The sequence below is a fragment of the Acinetobacter colistiniresistens genome (assembly GCF_000413935.1).
Classification (GTDB): Bacteria; Pseudomonadota; Gammaproteobacteria; order Pseudomonadales; family Moraxellaceae; genus Acinetobacter; species Acinetobacter colistiniresistens.
The window spans coordinates 264,158-285,079 of the sequence record NZ_KE340379.1 but is presented as its reverse complement, the minus strand read 5'-3'; the positions used below and the strand labels follow the sequence as shown (position 1 = coordinate 285,079).

At 39.1% G+C, this 20,922-nt stretch carries 24 protein-coding genes, 3 other RNA genes and 2 pseudogenes; 16 read left to right on the top strand and 13 right to left on the bottom strand.

What is annotated here, in order from left to right; all coding sequences use genetic code 11:
- Positions 1-9: 9 nt before the first annotated feature.
- Together pepP and F907_RS12100 are read right to left on the bottom strand one after the other, a co-directional pair.
- A complete protein-coding gene (gene pepP, locus F907_RS12095) occupies positions 10-1,329 on the bottom strand; it encodes a Xaa-Pro aminopeptidase (RefSeq protein WP_016651741.1) in 1,320 nt (439 codons plus the stop codon).
- A gap of 69 nt (positions 1,330-1,398) precedes the next feature.
- A complete protein-coding gene (locus tag F907_RS12100; protein WP_016651740.1) occupies positions 1,399-2,034 on the bottom strand; it encodes a UPF0149 family protein in 636 nt (211 codons plus the stop codon).
- A gap of 66 nt (positions 2,035-2,100) precedes the next feature.
- Here F907_RS12100 and F907_RS12105 point away from each other — a divergent pair, with 66 nt between their 5' ends.
- The 6 genes from F907_RS12105 to F907_RS12115 all read left to right on the top strand — a co-directional run bounded on the left by F907_RS12105 (position 2,101) and on the right by F907_RS12115 (position 5,594).
- Positions 2,101-2,655, top strand: a complete 555-nt coding sequence (locus tag F907_RS12105; RefSeq protein WP_005243297.1) for a hypothetical protein — start codon at positions 2,101-2,103, stop codon at positions 2,653-2,655.
- Positions 2,656-2,657: 2 nt separating this feature from the next.
- Complete coding sequence (locus F907_RS12110; RefSeq protein WP_005243298.1) at positions 2,658-2,942, top strand: cell division protein ZapA; 285 nt, start codon at positions 2,658-2,660, stop codon at positions 2,940-2,942.
- Positions 2,943-3,255: 313 nt separating this feature from the next.
- Positions 3,256-3,444: non-coding RNA, 6S RNA (gene ssrS, locus F907_RS18410), on the top strand.
- A 139-nt stretch (positions 3,445-3,583) separates the two neighbouring features.
- Positions 3,584-3,772: non-coding RNA, 6S RNA (ssrS, locus tag F907_RS18405), on the top strand.
- Positions 3,773-3,906: 134 nt separating this feature from the next.
- Positions 3,907-4,088: non-coding RNA, 6S RNA (gene ssrS, locus F907_RS18400), on the top strand.
- 147 nt (positions 4,089-4,235) lie between these two features.
- Entirely contained in the window at positions 4,236-5,594 is a 1,359-nt protein-coding gene (locus tag F907_RS12115; protein WP_016651739.1) for a tyrosine-type recombinase/integrase, read from the top strand.
- A gap of 61 nt (positions 5,595-5,655) precedes the next feature.
- Here F907_RS12115 and F907_RS12120 read toward each other — a convergent pair whose 3' ends face one another.
- Positions 5,656-5,988: a hypothetical protein gene (locus tag F907_RS12120; RefSeq protein WP_016651738.1), complete on the bottom strand. Its 333-nt coding sequence runs from the start codon at positions 5,986-5,988 to the stop codon at positions 5,656-5,658.
- A gap of 221 nt (positions 5,989-6,209) precedes the next feature.
- Between F907_RS12120 and F907_RS12125 the strand changes: the two genes are divergently transcribed.
- The 5 genes from F907_RS12125 (at position 6,210) to F907_RS12145 (ending at position 9,754) form a co-directional block, all read left to right on the top strand.
- Positions 6,210-6,854: an SOS response-associated peptidase gene (locus F907_RS12125; protein WP_016651737.1), complete on the top strand. Its 645-nt coding sequence runs from the start codon at positions 6,210-6,212 to the stop codon at positions 6,852-6,854.
- 122 nt (positions 6,855-6,976) lie between these two features.
- On the top strand, positions 6,977-7,603 hold the full coding sequence (locus F907_RS12130; RefSeq protein WP_016651736.1) for a LexA family protein: 627 nt from the start codon (positions 6,977-6,979) through the stop codon (positions 7,601-7,603).
- Between the two features lie 14 nt (positions 7,604-7,617).
- The gene (locus tag F907_RS12135; RefSeq protein ID WP_032861908.1) at positions 7,618-8,913 is read left to right on the top strand and encodes a Y-family DNA polymerase; all 1,296 of its coding nucleotides are present in this window, start codon (positions 7,618-7,620) and stop codon (positions 8,911-8,913) included.
- A gap of 5 nt (positions 8,914-8,918) precedes the next feature.
- Positions 8,919-9,140, top strand: a complete 222-nt coding sequence (locus tag F907_RS12140; RefSeq protein WP_016651734.1) for a hypothetical protein — start codon at positions 8,919-8,921, stop codon at positions 9,138-9,140.
- Entirely contained in the window at positions 9,140-9,754 is a 615-nt protein-coding gene (locus F907_RS12145) for a hypothetical protein (protein WP_016651733.1), read from the top strand. The genes F907_RS12140 and F907_RS12145 overlap by 1 nt, the downstream gene beginning before the upstream one ends.
- 136 nt (positions 9,755-9,890) lie before the next feature.
- Here the strand turns inward: F907_RS12145 and F907_RS12150 are convergent, their stop codons facing one another.
- From F907_RS12150 to F907_RS12170, 5 genes and pseudogenes are all read right to left on the bottom strand, one after another.
- Positions 9,891-10,445 carry a lysozyme gene (locus F907_RS12150; protein WP_016651732.1) on the bottom strand — a complete coding sequence of 185 codons (555 nt, stop codon included), beginning with the start codon at positions 10,443-10,445 and terminating at the stop codon, positions 9,891-9,893.
- A gap of 58 nt (positions 10,446-10,503) precedes the next feature.
- Positions 10,504-10,887 (bottom strand): hypothetical protein, encoded by a 384-nt coding sequence (locus F907_RS12155; protein WP_016651731.1) that lies wholly within the window; start codon positions 10,885-10,887, stop codon positions 10,504-10,506.
- A 59-nt stretch (positions 10,888-10,946) separates the two neighbouring features.
- Positions 10,947-11,177 (bottom strand): hypothetical protein, encoded by a 231-nt coding sequence (locus tag F907_RS12160; RefSeq protein WP_016651730.1) that lies wholly within the window; start codon positions 11,175-11,177, stop codon positions 10,947-10,949.
- Positions 11,170-11,751 (bottom strand): annotated as a pseudogene (locus F907_RS12165) (hypothetical protein); the annotation flags it as partial. The pseudogene F907_RS12165 and the gene F907_RS12160, both read right to left, overlap by 8 nt.
- Positions 11,752-11,830: 79 nt before the next feature.
- A pseudogene (locus F907_RS12170) lies at positions 11,831-12,451 on the bottom strand (tape measure protein); the annotation flags it as partial.
- A gap of 13 nt (positions 12,452-12,464) precedes the next feature.
- Between F907_RS12170 and F907_RS0117935 the strand changes: the two are divergent.
- The 5 genes from F907_RS0117935 to F907_RS12185 are packed head-to-tail and all read left to right on the top strand — an operon-like array spanning position 12,465 to position 14,069.
- Complete coding sequence (locus F907_RS0117935; RefSeq protein WP_032861904.1) at positions 12,465-12,785, top strand: hypothetical protein; 321 nt, start codon at positions 12,465-12,467, stop codon at positions 12,783-12,785.
- A gap of 9 nt (positions 12,786-12,794) precedes the next feature.
- Positions 12,795-13,289: a DUF551 domain-containing protein gene (locus tag F907_RS18255; RefSeq protein ID WP_016651726.1), complete on the top strand. Its 495-nt coding sequence runs from the start codon at positions 12,795-12,797 to the stop codon at positions 13,287-13,289.
- Entirely contained in the window at positions 13,290-13,565 is a 276-nt protein-coding gene (locus F907_RS12175; RefSeq protein ID WP_016651725.1) for a hypothetical protein, read from the top strand.
- Positions 13,566-13,820: a hypothetical protein gene (locus F907_RS12180; protein ID WP_016651724.1), complete on the top strand. Its 255-nt coding sequence runs from the start codon at positions 13,566-13,568 to the stop codon at positions 13,818-13,820.
- Positions 13,821-14,069 (top strand): helix-turn-helix domain-containing protein, encoded by a 249-nt coding sequence (locus F907_RS12185; RefSeq protein WP_016651723.1) that lies wholly within the window; start codon positions 13,821-13,823, stop codon positions 14,067-14,069.
- Between the two features lie 365 nt (positions 14,070-14,434).
- Here F907_RS12185 and F907_RS0117925 read toward each other — a convergent pair whose 3' ends face one another.
- The 5 genes from F907_RS0117925 to F907_RS12205 all read right to left on the bottom strand — a co-directional run bounded on the left by F907_RS0117925 (position 14,435) and on the right by F907_RS12205 (position 20,922).
- On the bottom strand, positions 14,435-14,830 hold the full coding sequence (locus F907_RS0117925) for an SMI1/KNR4 family protein (RefSeq protein ID WP_228129553.1): 396 nt from the start codon (positions 14,828-14,830) through the stop codon (positions 14,435-14,437).
- 218 nt (positions 14,831-15,048) lie between these two features.
- Complete coding sequence (locus F907_RS12190; protein WP_016651721.1) at positions 15,049-16,287, bottom strand: putative solute-binding protein; 1,239 nt, start codon at positions 16,285-16,287, stop codon at positions 15,049-15,051.
- A 238-nt stretch (positions 16,288-16,525) separates the two neighbouring features.
- On the bottom strand, positions 16,526-16,726 hold the full coding sequence (locus F907_RS12195; RefSeq protein WP_016651720.1) for a hypothetical protein: 201 nt from the start codon (positions 16,724-16,726) through the stop codon (positions 16,526-16,528).
- Between the two features lie 450 nt (positions 16,727-17,176).
- On the bottom strand, positions 17,177-17,971 hold the full coding sequence (gene tpgA / locus F907_RS12200; RefSeq protein WP_016651719.1) for a trimeric autotransporter adhesin/peptidogylcan-associated protein TpgA: 795 nt from the start codon (positions 17,969-17,971) through the stop codon (positions 17,177-17,179).
- A 65-nt stretch (positions 17,972-18,036) separates the two neighbouring features.
- A complete protein-coding gene (locus tag F907_RS12205) occupies positions 18,037-20,922 on the bottom strand; it encodes a YadA-like family protein (protein ID WP_016651718.1) in 2,886 nt (961 codons plus the stop codon).

Below are 20,922 nucleotides of genomic sequence, written 5' to 3'. Positions count from 1 at the left end.
AACTTCAACTTAATGATTTGCCATCAAGCTTTCAATCTCTTCAACGGTTTTGACCACATTCTTGGTTAGAACCAATGGGCCATTTTCAGTGACCACAATGTCATCTTCGATACGAATGCCGATACCACGCCATTTTGCATCAACCGTTTCATCATCTGGCGCAACATATAGACCTGGTTCAACGGTCACGACCATACCTGCTTCATAAGCACGCCAGTCTTCGCCAGTTTTATAGGCACCCACGTCATGTACATCCATGCCAAGCCAATGGCCAGTACCATGCATAAAGAATTGGCGGAATGCTTCACTTTCAACCAGTTCATCCACATTGCCAATCAGCAAGCCAAGATCAACCAGCCCCTGAGTTAAAATCTTTACAGCCACTTCATGCGGATATTTATAGTGATTGCCAATACGCGTTGCATCAATCGCAGCAAGCTGTGCTTCTAAAACCACATTATAAAGTGCTTTTTGCTCAGGACTGAATTTACCATTCACAGGGAACGTACGAGTAATATCCGACGCATACAACTCATATTCACATGCGGCATCAATCAAAACTAAATCACCATCTTTTAACGGTTTGTTATTTTCAACATAGTGCAAAATACAGGCATTTTCACCACCGCCAACAATACTGTTATACGATGGTACACAGCCATTTTTACCAAAGATATAATTGAGTTCCGCCTCCAGTGCATACTCCATCATCTCAGGTTTAACCGTTTGCATGGCACGCGTATGCGCTTCTGCACTGATATTGGATGCGATCTGCATCAGCTCAATTTCCTGAGCTGATTTTTTCAAACGCATCTCATCGACAATACGATCAAGCTGAATGACTTCTGCTGGCGCAGCACCACCACGACGCTGCTGTGCATCTGCCTTTTGAATCCATTGACTGACACGTGCATCAAACTCAGCATTTTGACCAATACGGTAGTAAAGACACTGTTTATTTAACAGCTTGTCGATAATTTCTTCATCGAGCAGATCAATTGCATAAGCTTCATCTGCATCATAGATTTCAATCGCACCATCAATACCCGCACGATAACCATTCCAGATTTCCATTTCACGATTACGTTCGCGGCAGAACAAGCTATAGCTATATTCCTCACCTTCTTCAAAGGTTTCGATCACGGCAACGGCTTCAGGCTCGGCAAATCCAGTCAGATAATAAAAACTACTGTCTGCACGATATTTATAATCCGCATCGCGGTTACGATACATTTCTGCTCGAGTCGCAATAATTGCAATGCTATTGCTGCCTATTTGTTTAGCGAGAAGATCACGACGTTGTTTAAAATCAGCTTGACTTAATTTCATATTGTCCTTCTGATGAAGATGAATGATTGTAAGTATCTTTATTTATAAAAGCTTAAGGCACCGCCCGAGTTAACTCGGACGATGTGGGGTAAACATTTCTACAACCGTTTGCGCATCTGCTGCTTGATTGTCTTGATTTCTGCTTTTGGCATGAAAATTTTGCAATAAAGAACTTTCAGCAACAGGAATCTTTTTACGACCAATCGACAAGCTCACAGGGATCAAGCGTACAAACTCATACAATTCCTGATAGCTTTCTTCGCCTTCTTCATCATTATCCGAGTCTTCAAACTCAACGGCTGCAACATCTTGTAAATGTTCAATCAGCTCTTGTTCTTCGCCACGAATATGACCTGAAGCCAAACCAAAACCGAGGACTACGCCTGCACACCAATCCGCCAAAGCTTGCACACGATCTGCAAGCAAATGGCTATCATCAGGAAGCATAGGCAAATAATCTAATTCATCATCAGATAAAGCATGAGCAACATCTTCTGCTTCATCGGTTAAACTCTCCAGTGCCTCTGGTTGTAAAGCAGGCACATTCAGGGTGTTTAAAATTTGTGACCATTCATCTGAGGTCGGCGCTTGTGTCACACAAACGATACCTGTTAGTAAACCGTGTAACTCACTTGGACTTGAAATTTCTTCAATCCCATCAAAATGGGCTTTCCATTCTGTCCAACCTGAAATATCGTCTTGCATTCGTTTATCCAATCTCTATACTGCTGTATATATTACCTTTGATTGCAACTCTGTGCGACCTTCGTTATGTTAGAACAATTACAGCGTCTACAAGCGCATATTGGTGTTTTAAAAACACGCTTACATCACTTGGAGCGAGAAAACTCATCGCTCACCGAAGCTAAGCAATTAGCTGAAACTGACCATCATGCACAAGTTGTGCAGAAAAATAGCATCATCACGCAAAAGCAGGAAGAAGTTGATAACTTAACTGAACAACTGACTCAGTTACAAGATCAATTTAAACAACTGAATCAAGATGCAACAACTCTAGCAGAACGTTATAGCCGCTTAGAGAAAAGTACAACTGATTTGAAAAACCGCTTCCAAGAAATTTTGGCTGAGCGCAATGACTTACGTGTGAATAAAGAAAAATTACAAGCACAGCAACGTCATAACCAGCAAGAGATTCAGGATTTACAACAAGATCGTGATCGTCTGTTGCAGAAAAATGAGCTGGCTAAATCTAAGGTTGAAGCGATTATTCAGCGCCTTTCAATTTTAGGAACTGCACAAGATCAACATGCGCAAGAAATTCAGCAACTTGCACATCCGAATGCAGAAACTCAAGAGGAGACCTGATCATGAGTGAACCTATTGTTGTTGAGCTTCGCTTAATTGAACAGACCTTTCGTCTTAACACGACTGAAGATAAGCGTGAAGAGCTTGAACGCGCGGCAGAATTACTTAATCAAAAGTTTCACGACATGCGTCGTAGTGCACCACGTGTTGAGCATAATAAACTGGTGATTATGGTGGCATTGCAAATGGCTCAAGAGGTATTTAGCTTAAACAAATCTTTACAGCAGTACGCCCATTGTGAAAGGCTGCTGGAAACCATGCTTGAAGATGTTGAACAAAGCATCTAATCTTTATGGGAAGCCTGAAACTACAAATTTCAGGCTTTTTTATTGAATCGACTTTTATACAAAAATTAATTTCTTCCTTCTCTCATGCACTGATTGTAATTTTTATCGCTTCCTTATCTTTTGACCTGAATCGAAGTATCAGCATCAGGTCAATTCATATATTTATTTTTTAATTATTATTTCCCAAAAGTAGAATACCCCTGCTATTTCATGCATGCAGGGCTTAAACGTAAACTTACATATTGTTAAGTTATACTTACAAATAACTTTAGTGTAGTCCTTGCATCATTGCCAGAGTTGACTATAATGCAATCCATCTCTGGAGTACTCGCCAGCCGGTCTGATTCCCCTGAGCCGTGATATCCTTCTTAATCGGAAAGCGTTTCTGAATATTTAGCGTGTATGCCTGCCTAGAGTAGGAAACCCAGACAATATACAGCGCTTCCACCTTGAACCTTAGTGTTCAAGGGTAAAGACATGCAGCGGTACTTCTGGAGATTATTTTCTTTATCGAAAAATCATTTTTTTATTATATTTTTCAACTCAATCCCCTCTATTTAACATCTTAACTGTAAACTTAAACTTACAAATCTCTCTATTTTCTCCCCTTGCGACACCCCTTAATTTCACTATAATTAAAAACATCTCTGAAGTGTTCGCCAGCCGGTCTGATTCCCCTGAGCCGTGATATCCTTCTAAATCGGAAAGCGTTTCTGAATATTTAGCGTGTATGCCTACCCCGAGTAGGAAACCCAGATAATATACAGCGCTCTCCACCTTGAACCTTAGTGTTCAAGGGTAAAGACATGCAGCGGCATTTTGGAGACCCATTATTTTTCGAATATGCATTGATTCTGTTTTAGATTTTATAATCTTATTAAACTTAATTTTCTAATTGTTAGTAAAACATACAAATCTCAATATTCCCCTCTTGTGGTCATTGTTGATTTAACTATAATAGGAAACATCTCTAGGGTGTTCGCCAGTACGTCTATTCCCCTGCCGATACTTAAATTTATGGATGTGTTCTGTGTATTTTGAGTGTATGCCTACCCCGAGTAGGAAACCCAGTAAGTATGCGTCACCTCCACCTTGAACTCATCGGGTTCAGGGTAACGACCATGCAGCGGCACCTCTGGAGCATTATTTTTAATATAAAAACAATAACTTATAAACATAAATGCATTTTAAAACCTTTCTGCACCAACTTAATTTCATCAAAAATAGGCTTATAGTAGGCTTCAAAAATATTGTGCTATATTGCCGTGTATCGTTTCGTCCTTTTTAATCATCATGAGCCAAAGATATAAACTTACTAAAACATTTATCGACAGCATCCCTCTTGAAGAATCTGGAAGCAAATTTTATCGTGACTCTGTAACAATCGGCTTTGGTTTAATTGCAACCAAATCTAAAACCTATTTTGTTGAAACGAGAATGCCAGATGGGCGCAATAAACGTAAGTCTATTGGTAAACACGGCGTGTACACTCTAGAACAGGCCCGTACTGAAGCGAAAAAAATATTGTTAATGATGCATCAGGGTATTGATCCAGTTGCCCAGAAACGACAATTAAAGGCAGATTTTAAAACTGAAAAAGAATCTAATGATTTGATCCCAACACTAGAAAAAGCTTATGAAATCTATAAGAGTAAAAAAAACCTAAGCGCTAATACAATTGATGCTTACGATCGATGCGCGAATGATTATTTCAAAGACTGGAAAGATATTAAAATAACTGAAATTTCTCAGAAAATGACTTTAAACAAACACATGGATTTATCTGTGCGAAGCTTAGCGCAGGCAAATCTAGCAATGAAGTTTTTATCAGCAGTCTACAACTTTAATGCATCAATTCTTTATAACGATAATGACGAAAAAATTATTACTGAGAAAAGCCCTGTAGGGGTTATTTACAAAGAGAAGAAATGGAACAAGATTAAACGCCGTAAGGGCTATATCCGTTCAGATCAGATACATGATTGGTCTCTAGCTGTATGTACCACCTGGTGGGCTGGCAACCAAAATGCAAATCATAGAGGCTATACAAATCAGGATTTCTTACTTCTTTTGATTTTAACCGGATTTCGTAGAGAAGAAGGCGAAACACTGGAATGGCCAAATGTTGATTTGAAGTATGGAACTATAAAGATTCAAGATCCTAAAAACCATGAAGATCTACTTCTTCCAATGGGTGATATGCTCTGGTACATCATGAAGGAAAGGAAGAAGTTTGCAGGCAATAATAAATATGTTTTTGCTGGGGATACACCTGATTCACATATTGTTGATAAACGTGAAGCTAGATATACAATAACCGAAACTACGGGTATTCAATTTACATTTCACGACTTGCGGAGAACCTTCGGAACAATCGCAAATAGCTTGGCAATTGGCAGTTATACAATTAAGAAACTTATCAACCATACCACCGAAGATGATGATAATGACGTAACAGATGGATACGTTCAGGTAACTTTTGATGATCTTCGCAGAGCCATGAATTTAATTGAAAATGTTGTGCTATCCGATACTGCCAAAGCTTTAATTAAAAATAGAATTTACTTTGAACAAAATAAATCAGTGCGAAATATTCAGGATAAATGGACTGAGCATAATAATAGTACTTTAAAAGACACAATGAATAAATGAAGATTAATAATAAAATCTTAAAAGTCATTTTATTAATAAAATGACTTTTAAGTCTTAGCTATTATTGTTTAAAACTAAATGCCTCACCTGCATTGCTAAGCAACATGGCGTAATTTACAGCCACATCTTTTGTTGTTGCTTCACAATCTCGATAGGCTTGTTCCATAACACGCTTTACTTCTTTAGCAGCACTCTCCCATTTCTCTTTATTTGTCACACCAGTAACATCAATTGTTCCAGCAAAAGTAGTTTCTACGTTAACTGCTTTTTTCCAATCACCAATTTCGATATCAGCGATTTTATCTCGAACTTTGTCGGCTAACTTTTTCTTTGTATCTGATGTGGTTTCAGTAGGAGATACTGAATATGTAAGTAAAAACTTGTGGCTAGTCATAATTAAAACCCCTTCAAAATGCTTTTAAACTATTTAAAAGCTCAATATTAATTTGGAGCTAATTCTATTAATTCAAGTCAAATAAAAATAATTTTTATTATTTCAATCATTTATACTGTTAGTATAAAAGTTTTCTAAAACCAATATTTAAATAAACTTTACAAATTTTTATTATAAATTGATGGATAATAAAAAATAAAATTATTAAATATGGAAATAAAATGTGCGCAAACTACGAACCAATTGCCCGAAGTCGAGCACAACTCCTTAATCTGCTCGAACCCACTTTCGACTACAAAGAGGGTATATATCCTGGGTATGACGGCCCTATCCTTATTTCAACTGAGCATGGTATCGAGTGGCGAGCTGCCCGCTTTGGTCTGGTACCAAACTGGGCTGACGACATCAAGAAAGTACGTAACACATATAACGCCAGATCTGAAACAGTTGCATCTAAGCCCAGCTTTCGCCATGCGTGGTCTAAAAATCAATTTTGCTTAATACCAGTTGAAACAATTTTTGAGCCGAAATACATAGACGGTAAGTCTCATTGGTACGGGATTTATCGTCAGGATGATATGCCCTTCACTGTTGCGGGAATTTATGAATATGCAGTTGTAAACGGCGAACCAGTGGTATCGATGAGCATGTTAACGATCAATGCTGACATGCATCCATTTATGAAACAGTTTCATGCTCCTGACGATGAAAAACGCTCTATTGTCGTTATTCCGAAAGGTCGAAGAAAAGACTGGCTCACCTGCAATCATGATCAAGCACGGGATTTTTTAGTTGATATGCCACCAGATGAGTACACTGCAGCGCCGAAAAATGAAATGCATAAATTCCGACCAAATACACACTAAGTAGCGTCAATCTATGACATCTTCATGTTTATCCACAGCTTTTTAAATTTGAAATTTTAATGATAAAAAATATATCCTAAAAGGGTAAATCCAAACACGCCACGTAGCGTAGGAGAAACCAAATGTCTAAGAAGTTGCCAATATACTTCTCTGATGATGCATGGACGAGTCTACAGACTCTCATGGGTCATGACGGGAAACCTAGCCCCACTATCAACACTCTACTTGAGCAGATCTCATTTCAAACAGATTTGATTGATAAACTCGGCCTTACCCCTATCCTTCCAAAATCAAAAGCATCGATCCCGATGGCTTTAGAGCGCATACCCGCTGGTCCAGCTTTCGCCACAAAAGACGATATGTCTACAACCGTGGATCTCAATGAATATTTGATTCATAACCCGATATCGTCATTCATTGCACGTGTGGATAGTGAATCGATGCTCGGTGCCGGGCTTGAAATTGATGATCCAATAATCATCGATCGCAGCATAGAAGCTGCACATCAAGATATTGTGGTTGCCTTAATCGATAATAAAGACTCAACGATTAAGCGGCTTATGATCACAGCGAAAATGTCAAAGAGTGAGATTAAAGAGATTTTTGGTGATGAAGATTATCCATTGCCTAAACTTTGGTTAAAGGCTGAAAATCCCGCTTATGAACACATTATCCCTGCCGAGAATCAAACTGTAATCGTTTGGGGTGTTGTGACATTCAACTTAAAGCGTATGTGTTACCGCTCATAATAAGAAGAACAGTCATGAAAAGTAATACCAGGATATTCGCGCTTGTGGATGTCAATAACATGTACGCGTCTTGCGAACGTGTTTTTAATCCTGCGCTTAATGATCGCCCAGTAATAGTACTCTCGAACAATGACGGGTGCGCCGTAGCACGTAGTCAAGAATCAAAAGATATCGGCATCAAAATGGGGGTTCCTCTTTTTCAGATCGAGGACATCGTTAAAAAGCATAACGTTCAAGTGCTATCAAGCAATTACGCACTATACGCTGAAATGTCACGGCGATTCATGATGCTTCTAGGTCAATATGTCGCACCAGGCGAACAGGAAATTTATAGCATTGATGAGTGCTTTTTAGAGCTCACCTCATTTGAGAAAAACTTTGATCTAACCTCTTATGCTCAAGAAATGAGATTGAAGGCTCAACAATGGCTTGGCTTGCCTTGTTGCATTGGAATTGGCCGCTCTAAAACTGAGGCAAAAATAGCAAACCATATTGCCAAGAAAAATCGGTTTTTCGATGGTGTATGTAATTTAGCTGAAATGGACCCGTGTTCTGCTGAGCAATTGCTTGCACAGGTAGATGTTGGCGAAGTCTGGGGCGTTGGCCGTCAAAACTGTAAGAAACTAAACTTAATGAACATTAAGTCTGTGCTGGATTTGATTGAGTCAAATCCGAAGGAAATTAAAAAATCATTTTCTATCGTAATGGAAAAAACCGTCCGTGAACTGCAAGGTGTTTCATGCATCGATATAGAAAACGAGAACCCATCAAAGCAGCAAATTATAAGCAGCCGGTCTTATGGCCAGCCAGTCTATGAAAAAGATGATATTAAGTCATCGGTTCGTCTGTTTGTGACTAGAGGTGTTGAGCGCATGCGACACGATGGCTCTATTTGCAAGATGATTGGCGTGTTTATTCAGACTGGCCGCTTTAATAAAGATGAACGTTATTCGCCGTATATCATCGTACAAATGCCTGAACATACAGACGATCTGTTAGAAATTACTAAGGCAGCAATGAAAGGCATTGATCAGATCTACAAGAAAGGATTCAAGTATAAAAAGGCTGGCATTGTTCTACTCGAATTAATGCCCAAGTCTAAATTTGTTCCGGATCTATTTACTGACTACACACATCGAAATGAGCGCGAAAAACTATCTCAAACGATGGAAGCAATCAAAGAGAAATACGGAAAAGATCATGTCTCACTTGGCCTTTGCAATGACACAAAAGCAATTTGGCAGATGAATCAAAACCGCCGTTCTCCCTCATATTTAACGAACTGGAACGAACTTTTTAGAATCGGGTAATCACTATGCATATTTTTAATTTAACAAACGAACAACTTGCACAGATCCTTATTCCTAAGCGTTTTGTGCCAGAAAGACCACCTGAATTGGAAGGAAAGAACGTTGAATATGTTTTTGATAGTGAAGATAAATTCGAATTAACTTATGATGAGCTTCTTGAAATAATCGGAAAAGCTAGATTGGCTGGACCGCAGCTTATACCTGTAATTGGTACGGTGGGGGAATAATGAAAAGAAGAAGTGAATTCTTTTTAAAGGTTATATTATGGACAGTAGTTTCTTATACAATAAGTTTACTAATTTATTGGACAATGAAGAACATTATTGGCTTTAATACTGATTCTATATCAGCATTTGGATCCATTTTAGGAGCAATTGCTACTTTTTTTGCCGCATTAATAGCTATCTATATTTTTAATGGGTGGAAGAATCAACACAATAAATCAGTTATTGCAAATGAAGCAAAATTGAGTTTCAACAAAATACATTTAGAGCGTAATAAAATTCATGAAATGAAATTTATGTTATTAGAAATTCAAGATTTGAATCCCAGAGAGTTGCCAGTATTTAAGGGGCAAATTCTAAAAAAAATTGAGGAATTAGAACTTATTCATAACTCTAATAATCAACCTACAGATGAGTTTATAAACTTGATTGAGGATTCAAAGCTCCATGATCTTATTTGCAAATACAGTGATCACCTTGGAACTTTTCTAAATATTAAAGTTTCTGAAATGGACCATAATATTGAAGTTTATGCTGAAATAACAGATATTGTTATAAAAGCAGAAAATTATAATCAAGAGGTATTACAAGAGCTTAAAACATATATATTTGCCTAAAGCCCTCATTAGAGGGCCTTTATACATATTCCGACATGTACATTGTTATTGATCGTATGTGCAGTACAACCAGGTAAAAGAAAAAGAATGCAGGCGCTAAAGATCAATGAAATCACTGAGCGCCTGCAGTGAAAAATTACTTTTTTAAAAACAACTCTCGCTCAGCTGCACGGCGGCGAACAAGACCTTTCATGACTTTACCATCGCCCTTATTCCACACTAAAAACTGATCTGCTGCAGCTGTAAATTTATTGGCATTCAGCAGTTCAACCAGCGTTGAAGTCTTAAAAGCTTTCTCACCAATATTATAAGCCAAAGAAACAAGAGCATCGAATTGATTTTGATTCATCACAACAGTTAAAGCACTATTTACCGCAGTTTCAAAACGATTCAAATCATGTGCAAAGTAAGCTTTCGCTTGATCAAGCGTACACACATCACCTTTTTTGACTTTTACGCCGTCTGGGTAAACCGTGGTACCGTATCCAATCGTCCAGACACCCACGCTGTCATCATAAGCATTTAGGCGCAGATCTTCAAAACTGGTAATTAAGTTGATACCAACCGTACTTGCTTTCATACCATTCCCCTGATATTCATCAAGAAGTTCATTAAATTTATTTACTTGAGCTTGTGAAATTCGCCCACCTAATAACTCACGTGCTGCATCAAAAAAAGCTTTTCTGTCCATTTCGTTTTCCTCTATGCAATAAAAACCGCCCTAAGGCGGCATCTAATTTCTGGATCTATTAAAAATTGTCTTTGAAGTCTTTAATTTCTTTACCCACCTCTAAAATGTTTTTTCCTTCTCGGTCATTCACGTATTTAAAAAACCACCGTGCAATCGCCCAGAATGGCAATCCAGAAGCAAAGAAAATCCCCCCAATCGCGCACATCCCTGCCCATGTAGTCGCATAATCATGCATTGCAAAATGATGAATGATGAACCCACCACCACCCACACTCCCCACCACCGTTGTAATTAAACTCACCACCCATTCGCTACGTGAGCGCGGCATACGAGTCATCACTACAACCAAATACCCCAATAAAATTACAACAGCGATAAGCACACCAAGACCATACATTTTGATTGCTACCGCCCCTGCGCTACTACTAACTGGCTCTGCCATTTTTACATTGCTCCAAATAAAAAACCGCCGTAATTGGCGGTCTAAGTTATGTTTTAAAGTTAAACTTCGATTTGATATACAACGCCCGTGGGCGCACTTCTCTTTATTTCATTTCCACTGATATAAACCCGATCCCCAACGTTGAATGAAGATGCACTGGTACAAAGCACAAGCCCGGTACCATCCACCACCAGCACTTTATAATTAGGATGATCAGCACTCTGCACTGTTGCGATAAATTCGGGTGTCTTTGGCAGTAAGTCTAAAAGCCGTGATAATGCATTACTCATGATTTACGCGCTCCACTGCTACTGTTTGAGTGGCTTTCCCTTCAGAGAAAGATCCGCTAACACTATCTGCCACGCCCCACCATTCAGCATTAAATGCAATCAGGTCTGACGGCGTGCACAAGCCGATTTCATTCACGATAGGCATTAACAAGCTGTGATTTTCAACCATGCCTGCCTTTGCGAGCACAGAGCGCCCTTTCTCATGCATAGCGCTTATTGATGTAAACAGCGGATCGTTGATCGGCTCTAACTTCACATCACCTGCAGTGTCACGCCGTTTTACAGTTCCCGTTTCACCGGTTCGATCATTTGTTAAGAACACGCCGTTATAATTAGGGTAAAGTGCGTAATCTGTTGATAGATCTGTAACTACGGATTCAGGGATCAGCCGATCAAAATCAGACTGCTGAATAGCATCCCAATAAACTTTCTTATAGAGCGGCTTGATTGTCAGCGTATTGCTATTTGGCTCACTATAGACAAAACCACCTGCAGCATCGGCAATCAGCTTAATAGCGGCCATTGGCGTTAAATTGGAATAGCTGAGGCTGTTAGCTGGCAACACCCAACCGATGCGCCTTGTGCTTTAGCATGTGAAATCACAGCCTGATCACCCGATGCGGCTGCAGCTTGCATCACTCTCTCATAGGCTTGTTTGTACCAGTACCCTTATTAATCTCTCCAATAGTTATTTGCCATTGCGTTTGGATGCGTTGTAAGGCCTTTTCTACAGTTAGTGGTAGTTTTTTATATTCTTCATCAATAACTTGCGATTGATTTTGTAAAGAACGAATCACTACTTTTGACGTTAAATCGCCATTTTCGGCCATCTTACGCAATTCACCAGTTGTAACTCCTAAGCCTCTAGCTAAAGCCTCTGCAAGACCATAGCCATTTTCCATCATGCTATTGAATTCCTCACCACGAAGAACTCCGCCTTGCATCGCCTGAATGAACTGTGTAACAGCGGCTTCAGCTCCTTGAACAGAACTACCACCCAATTTAATTGCTTGAGTAACTGTTTTTGTCAGATCTAATGCCTGTTGTTGGGACATTCCAAGATCTTTAGAAACAGTATTTAACTTAGTAAATAGCTCAGCTGTTGTTTCTAGGCTTGAATTAGTTGATAAAGCAATTTGATGAACACCAGCAATAGCAGAATTAAAATCTCCACTATCTTTGGTTGTTTGTTGAATTCTTGCAGATAAATTGGCGTAACCGTCTGCCGCCGTTGCAAGTTCTTTTATGCCTAATCCAATGCCGACAGCGGCTAGATAAGGTGAACGCATGAATACTCAATTAGAAATTAATGACTATAAGATTTTTCAGAATGGCGATGATGCTGTATATGCGGCTAAATCTAAAGAAGCGGTTTATGCCTATTTTGTTGAAAATTACGGCTCGACTGAAGAACACCAAGATGAAACTAAGGAGCAATTTATTGCAAATTTAATGGAAATCGAACTCGATAGCGAAATTGCAAAGCGCGATCGCACATGGATTAGTGATGATACTGGTGAGACGTTTGATACATCGTATTATCAGGAATACAAAATTGCGGCTGAAAAAGATAAAGGCACCGCCGTTATCGCTTATTTAACTTGGTGAGGTGGCAGCGTGAATATTGGAAAAGAACGAGAGGCTTTTGAGGCTGTATGGTTAGTTCCACATGAATTAGGTTTTTTTGAATTTAAAGATAATCAGTATGTTTTGAAAGATAACTATGCAGACGACTCCGAATCACCAATTGCAAATGAAACGTATCACTCGCTTAATTCTGGATGGTCTATGTGGTTAAAAGCCAAAGCTGATGAAGCCAAAAAGCTTGAAGGCTGCGTGGTTGTGCCAGAATGGATTTCAACAAAGGAATTCTTACCAGCTGAAGGTGTTGAAGTGCTTGTGCACCGTTATGGTCAGGTAATTCAAGCTACGAAAGATAGTGGGTATGCAGGCGGATTTAAAGAGCGCAACTGCTATGGTTGGCAAGCAACTTTTGATGTCACCTACTGGATGCCTAAAAACTTCAAACTTCCAGAAAGTTACTCATTCTATTACAACGATGAGCATCCATACAAAGTAACAATGGTAGAAGCAGCAAGGGGTGGAAATTAAATGGCTAAACGTATGAAATTAACCCCACCTAACGGCTCTAAATTGATTCGTGATTGGAAGGGTAAGCGAGTAACTAATATCCGAGACTTTAATAGTTATTCACAAAACATGCCAGCTCATTCAAAAGGCACCGTGACAGATGCTGGTAGTGGGTGTGGTTTAACAATTACTTTTGATCAATGCCCGTGCTGCAATATTCAAGCAAAGTTCACTGGGGTGCATAGTAGCGATGTGCAGTTATTAGAAGAAGCAAAAGCGGATGTGGAGGGGTCATAAATGTCATTAATTAATTCTTTTATCTGGTGGGCTGCTGTTCATAACGGCGGTGCACATCCGCTAGCTGGGACAAAGAAATCTGCACTGATTCAGATGGAGAAGTTGCAGCATGCAGGTTTAATTCATCCTGAAGCCGAGCTTATGCTTATTCGCCTTGAGTCGCATACAGCAAGCAAAAATGAATTAGAAAGTCGAATTAAAGCCGAGGCGGTACTTGAAAAAGTCCAGTCTAAGCAGAATAACGAGGTAAACTGAATGAAAATTATTGATAAACAAGCAGAGATTAATAAATTCAATGCCGCTGATGACGATGAGGAATTTTCACCAGAATCACTAGAAGCAATACTAGGCGTTTCTAAATCATGGTTACAGAAAATGCGTTGCGTGGGCGGTGGCATCCCATTTGCTAAAGTGCATTACAGAAAAATAGTTTATAAAAAATCTGATGTTCGTGCTTATATTGAGCGGAAGCGCGTACAATCAACATCACAAATGGCGGTTTAACCGCCTTTTTATTGTAAAAATTTAGTAGGCAAACAATAGGCTAAAAACCTATAAAAATAGGCAAAAATAGAGAAATAGGCAGATAGTAGGCAAATAAAGTATATTGTCGTATTATGCTAGGTGTTTTAATATTGTTTCAGATATTATCATTCAAATACAAAAACTTAATTTACATTTTTGTGTGCTTATATGTGGCTTAATATCGTTTCATATAGCTTAAAATAATACTTTCCCCGAGAACTCATCGGGTTCAGGGTAACGACCATGCAGCGGCATCTCTGGAGTACTTTTTTACATATAATTAAAAATAATAATTTAGCTTCATTTAGACTTTTAAATGGCTCCATTAAGTTTTCTCAATATTTTTATAATAATTCATCACTATCCATTAAATATTGCTGCAAAAATGCTGTAAATGAATTTGCAATTTTTATTTTTTTCACCCCAGTCACCTGATATACAGCACCATCTGAACCAATCTGATCAAGTTGTACCGCATACCCCCAACACCACACTAGATAATCCGAAAATACAAAACAGTTCGGATATAAAAACTCGTCTCTATCATAATAGTTTGAAGTACTTTCTACTGATTGGAATTCTGCCAGCGACAAAAATGTAAAATAGTGATCATCCATTTCTCGGTCGACGATCCCATTGAGCTCTAAAAAGTAGGTGCTTAAAATTGCTGACAACTTCACTTGATACTTATATTCAAAAGCTAAAATCTGTTGCCAAGTTGCTGGTTTATTTAGCTTAATACCTTATTGTATTAATTTATTTTTAAGTTGAAAAATTATATTCATGATTGATCCTATAGCTCTTCATTTCTATAAAATAAACCATTTTTATGAGTCAAATGATCAGTTCTTTGGATATGATGTATCACCAGATTGATCAAAGTTGGAAATACCAAGCTTTTAACTTAATCCTAGTATTTCCATGATTTTCTTTTCTATGCTGCAATAGTGCCTAAAACTCATTCATCCTTTAAAGCACATTCATAATTGCTTGGGTCTTGAGAACAACGAACCTGTTTCAACAACCGCATCATATCTTTATCATAGAAGCCTTCTTTAGTCATTTGAATCCGTGCTTCACGCATCAAACGAACATAACCCGGTTTGTCACTTTCATTTAAGTTCATCCAGAATTTATCTGGAATCTTTGCTTCAATCTTGTCAACAAACTCAAAAGCTGGATTCAACTGTTTTGAAATCACTTCTCGTGCAATGGACCCCATGCCTGCTGGAAACTTATTGCGCTGCATAATCAATGTCCCTGTCACCTGTATTACAGGAAACTTGATAATCCCTCCAACTGCTTTCCCTGATTTATCGGTCATGCCTTTTTGTAATTCAAGTGGTTCAAACAAAATGGCTGGACCCGCCATGATATCGACCTCTTTATTATTAAATTTCCCCCCCACACTCACCAAATCCACCGAGACGGGTTGTGCTCCCACATTCTGTACTAATTTCTTTTGGGTTTCATCAAACTGGAACACTGCCACCTTCTTGCCTGCAGCCTTGGCCAAAGTATTGATATTACGGTCAGTGACCATAATATAAGCTGCCCCTAAAGGAACGATTCCAACCACTTCATAATCTTTATTTATCATCTTGTCATCAAATTTGGGGTTGGCCAAAACCTGAATCACAGAACTCAATTGTTTATAAGTCTGCACGGCACCAATGGCATCTACACTGCCGACAAATTTATTAAACTGTTTTGCACGTAAGTTGCTAATCCCTGCACCATCACAGCGCTTACTACGGAAATCCTCAGTCAACACCGCCTCATTGGTATACACTTTGAGGTTAACCACGGTCGATGCCTGTTTTTTTAGTTTGGGATAATCAAAATCTAATTTAAATTGTAAATGCGAAGGACGCGTCACGTTCATATTGACACCAAATTGTTTGGCGACACGGACGATACTTGGAATTTCGGTAATATAACTGGTCGCTTGCTCAAACGCTTCGCTATGTTCACCATTCGGAGAAAATACACAGAGCGTGACTTGTTTGGGAATCTGCTGCCAAGTTTTAGGATCATTTAATAATTGCTTAACTTTGTTTTGTGAATGAGGAGAAAGGCTCAAATCCAACTTTCCCTCAGATGCCGCATAACTGGTATTCATAACGCCTAATGATAAAGCCATGACAGCTGACAGCAGAATTGGTCTTAAAATCGGTGTGAATTTATTATTTTGCATTGTTTGGTCCATCCTTAGCGAGCTATTTCCCAATAGTCTTTATCCAATGTAAGAACAACGCATAAAAATAGAATTGACTGATTTTATTTGGATGGTGTCAATTAGGTCAAAGTTAGAAACATGACTCATTTTATAAAAAAGAATGCATCCTTAGGATGCAATCACATATAAGCATAGATATTTGAAAAGTTTATATTTTTTAAATTAACCATCATTATAAGTGCAGGTTATTCTTTGCCTAAATAAATGACCAAATCACGTTTTCATCTTGTCGCTTTAATAGAAAACTAGTTTGGTGATCATCTTCCACCACGATATGCTGATTCGAAATCATTTTTACTTTAAGCAAAGTATCATTTTCATAAACCAAATCATGTTTACCTTCTTTGGTTAAGACTAGCATCTGATCAAGCACAATCAATTTCTTTGATTCCAACATCGTTTTACCCTGTATGAAAAGTCTGCGAATGCTGAGTATTTTGATTAGTTCGATACGTTCATATCATATTGAATAGCAATCTTTAATACCTACTATTCATAAGCAAAAAATACTCATTTTAATTATTTAATACATGAAACCGACATCTGAAGATGTTAGATCATACCTTGCATTTTAGCCTGTTTTTTAAACGATTCTGTATTTTTTGTCAGACAGATCACATAAATGACCGTTTCCGAGAAATATTCTAAAAAAGTAATTTCTATAAATAAAATCAATAATATTAGCTAGTTAGAGATTTTTATATCCCAGCTCTTGCTTCCTCCCAAATTAGAAGTCTTGACCAGTTGTAAAAAAAATCATATGCAATTGAAAAATAATAGATTTTAATCATGTATGTCTATGTATAAAAATGGCTCCTTTAAAGGAGCCATTTAGAATGAATATGGATTACCAACTCACGTTAACACGTCGATTTGGGGCCAAGCATCCAACAAGTTGTCGATTTGCCTTATGACCAGCACATTGCTGATATAAATCAGTTTGGCTATTGGCTTGAATTTGAATACGATTTGCATCAATCCCTTCATTCACCAATAGCTTAGCCACAGTATTGGCTCGTTGTGCCGATAATTGATGGTTATATGCAAATTTACCTAAAGGGTCGGCAAAGCCAGCAACAATCACAGGACTATTCGATGGTGCTTGTTTAATACGTTGAGCAATTGCTGCAACTGATGCTGAACCCTGTTCAATTGCATTTGCATTTGATCGATCGAATGCAAAAAATACGCTGGATGAGCGTAAGCTATTTAAATTAGTGTCTGCAGGAACTTGATTATTAGCCCCCCAAGCCATTAAACCTTCACACGCTTCGCCTTTCCACGACAAACGTTCTGACAATGATTTTTTATCAAAATCTATACGCAACTGACAACGCAAATAGTCTTGGCTATTTGGTTGACGAATATCTAGTACATAATTCCAGGTTTTGACAAAAAATATGCCTTCGCTAAATTGTGGATTGCCCAAAATATGTCGAATTTGATCTTTGGTTAAACCAGTTCCCAAACGGGCAACATTATCATATTCATAACGATTTACTTGCTTCAGGTAGCTTTTTTCAACCGTTGGAAACTTAATTTCTTCTTGTTGAACCATCGCTTTGTCACTTGCTGCAAATACCATCATCGGCAAACTTGAAACGAGCCCAACAAGCAATGTTTTTATCATCATCTTTTTCATATTTTTAACTCTCTTTATCTATTGGAGATGAGGAGAGCCTAAAGGCTCTCCTGAATAATGAACCCTTAGTCAATTACGCCACTGATACCGATACGTACACTTGGATCACCTTGAGATGCAGCAGCTACACCCCCTGTGATTGACCAACGACCATTATCGGCAGTTTTACGTAAGGTGACGCCGACTGCATTTTCACCACCATGATAAGAAGCGCCTGCTGAGTAAGTATATTTACCCGCTACATATGGCGCTGCTTCCAGTGCCATTGCCGCAGCAATACCTGCATTGGCTTTTTTCTCTACATCATTAATACGTTGATTAGTCGAGTAGAAAGCTTGTTCGAGACGATTACTTACATTGTCAATTTTGCTATTCAATGCTTGATCTGCTTTATTCAATGCATCAACGGCTCCACCCACATTGTTATAATCCTTACCGCCTACGTTATAGGTTGGATTGGTAAAGCTATTGGTAATGTTGTCGTAACCAGCACCACCACCTAAGAACTCAACAACTTTTTGATTTGTAGCATTCAATTGAGAGCCATTGATTGCATCTTTCGATGTCGCATTAATCGCACCATCTTTCACCCCAGTGACAACGCGGTCACCTTGTGTGCCAGCAACATTAACTTTAGTGCCTCCGGTATCTTTACCAACGGTAATATCACCATTTGGTGTTTGTTGTTGCACTAGACCTGACTTACCATTGTTAATGTTATTGATATTGGTCTGGATATTCTCAATATCATTTGTGTTTTGGTTTACTTGTTGCTGAACATTCCACAATTGCCCGCCATTCACCGCATCTTTAGAACCTTGAGCAATATTACCATCTTTCACATTGGTAATTGTTGTTCCATTAGTCCCACCCAGTGTGATCTTGTCTTTTGATGCATCGTCATATTTCACTGCATTATTGGCAAGCTCATTCACATTGTTATTCACATTGCTAATTGCACTATCCAATTGTCCCTTGTTCACAGCATCTGTTGCATTGATACCCGCTGCAACATTGCTGATCTGTTTATTCCCAGCATTGATCCCTTGGGTCGTGACACTTGGGCCACCTGCGATGATTAAGCCAGTATTGTTCAACACAACCGCATTGTTACCGATGTTAATGCCGGCATTATTCAGAACCGTATTACCTGCTGTCACAGAATCAACGGTTAAGTCTTTTGCTGTAGCAACCTCATAGTTATCTGAACCATCTGCATTCTTGCTCTTATTCACAACAATATTCTGACCATTGGTCACCGTCGTTTTAGAAGTTGTCCCTACCGTGCTAATGGCTTTGTCGAGTGCCGTTAATGCATCACCAACATTGGTTTGTTTCCCTTGAGCAACATTATAAGTCGGTCCAGTAATGGTACCATCGGCATTCACCGTAGCATTGCCACCCAAGCTATTCACAAGGGTATTCTGTGTAGTTACAACTTGATTGCCTACCGCTTTCAATTGTGCAACGTTCACGGCATCTGCATCTGCATCTGCACTACCTGCCGCAACACCTGTGATCTGACGATAAATTCCATTTGCAGCATCACCAACCGCAACCGCACCTGTCGTTGATGTCGTCTTATCAATTGCTGCTTTGTCTGTACCAGTCACAGCCGATAATGCATAACCTGAAACGCCTGCACCAGTTGTTGCAGCAGAACCATTACCCAAGACAACTGAACCCGCCACTGTTTTGGTCACATTGTTACCAAGTACAAAAGTATCATCTGTCAGTACCTGATTGTTATTACCTACAGAATAACTGTTTGCACCATCCACAATCGTTGGGTCACCAATTGCACCTGAGTGATCACCTTTCACTTTGTTACCAGTACCAATACTGATAGATTGCAAGCCTGTTGCTTCGGCGCCTTTTCCAATTGCAATCGACTCTTTGCCTCCAGCTTTACTGTTATGACCTAAAGCCAATGCGCTGTCTGCACCCGTTGAGACAATTGCATTTACACCAATCGCTGTAGAATTGATACCAGCTGCACTTGAATCATTGGTTGCCCCTAAATCGCCTTTTGAGGTATCCGCATTGGTATGGAAGAACTTAATACCATCTGTATTCATCTTCTGAACCGTTTGCCCAATCGTCAGGCGATCAGTAGTTTCTTGACCTTGCTTATCGTAGGTTAAGAACAAGGAGTCTTGGTTTTTGTTGTCTGGCTTGGTATTTACAATTTGGTCAATAATATTGACTTTGTTGCCATTACCATCAACAACTTCAGTGATATTGTTACTAATAGCAACTTTCAATTGCTCTTCAGTTGCAGCTCTGCCTTTGGTTGCAAAATCACTGGCTGTAATGTCTTTATTGCTTAAACCGTTAATTGTATTGGTCGCTTTATCAACTACGACACTGCCTACAGTCACTTTATCGAAGTTCACTTCTTTTGCTGTAGAAACTTGATAGTTGCTTGAGCCATCCGTATTGGTGGTTGGTGTCACAACAACGTTATCACCCGCTGTAACGGTCGTTTTTGCTTTGGTTGCAGCATCTTTAACGCTGGTGATTGCACCATCAATGGTGTTCGAACCTGTGCCACCAATGTTACTGGTCGTGATCGCACCTGTAGTTGCATCAATCGTGGTTGAACCACCAATTGCATTCTTCACGCTATCCGCAACACCGTGTAACTGGCTACCATTGATCGCATCGGTTGATGTGGCATTGACCGCACCCGCTTTAACATTGGTCAAAGTCACTGGTGTGGTTGAACCTGCTCCACCTAAAGTCACTTTGTCTTTGGTCAATGGGTTGTCGTATTTAACTGCGGCATCGTCCAAATTACCTAACTTGCCATCAACTGCTGCCAATTGATCTTCAGTCGCTGCTTGGCCTGAGACTGCTGTACCGTTCCAGGTCTTGTTGCTTAAACCGTTAATTGTATTGGTCGCTTTATCAACTACGACACTGCCTACAGTCACTTTATCGAAGTTCAC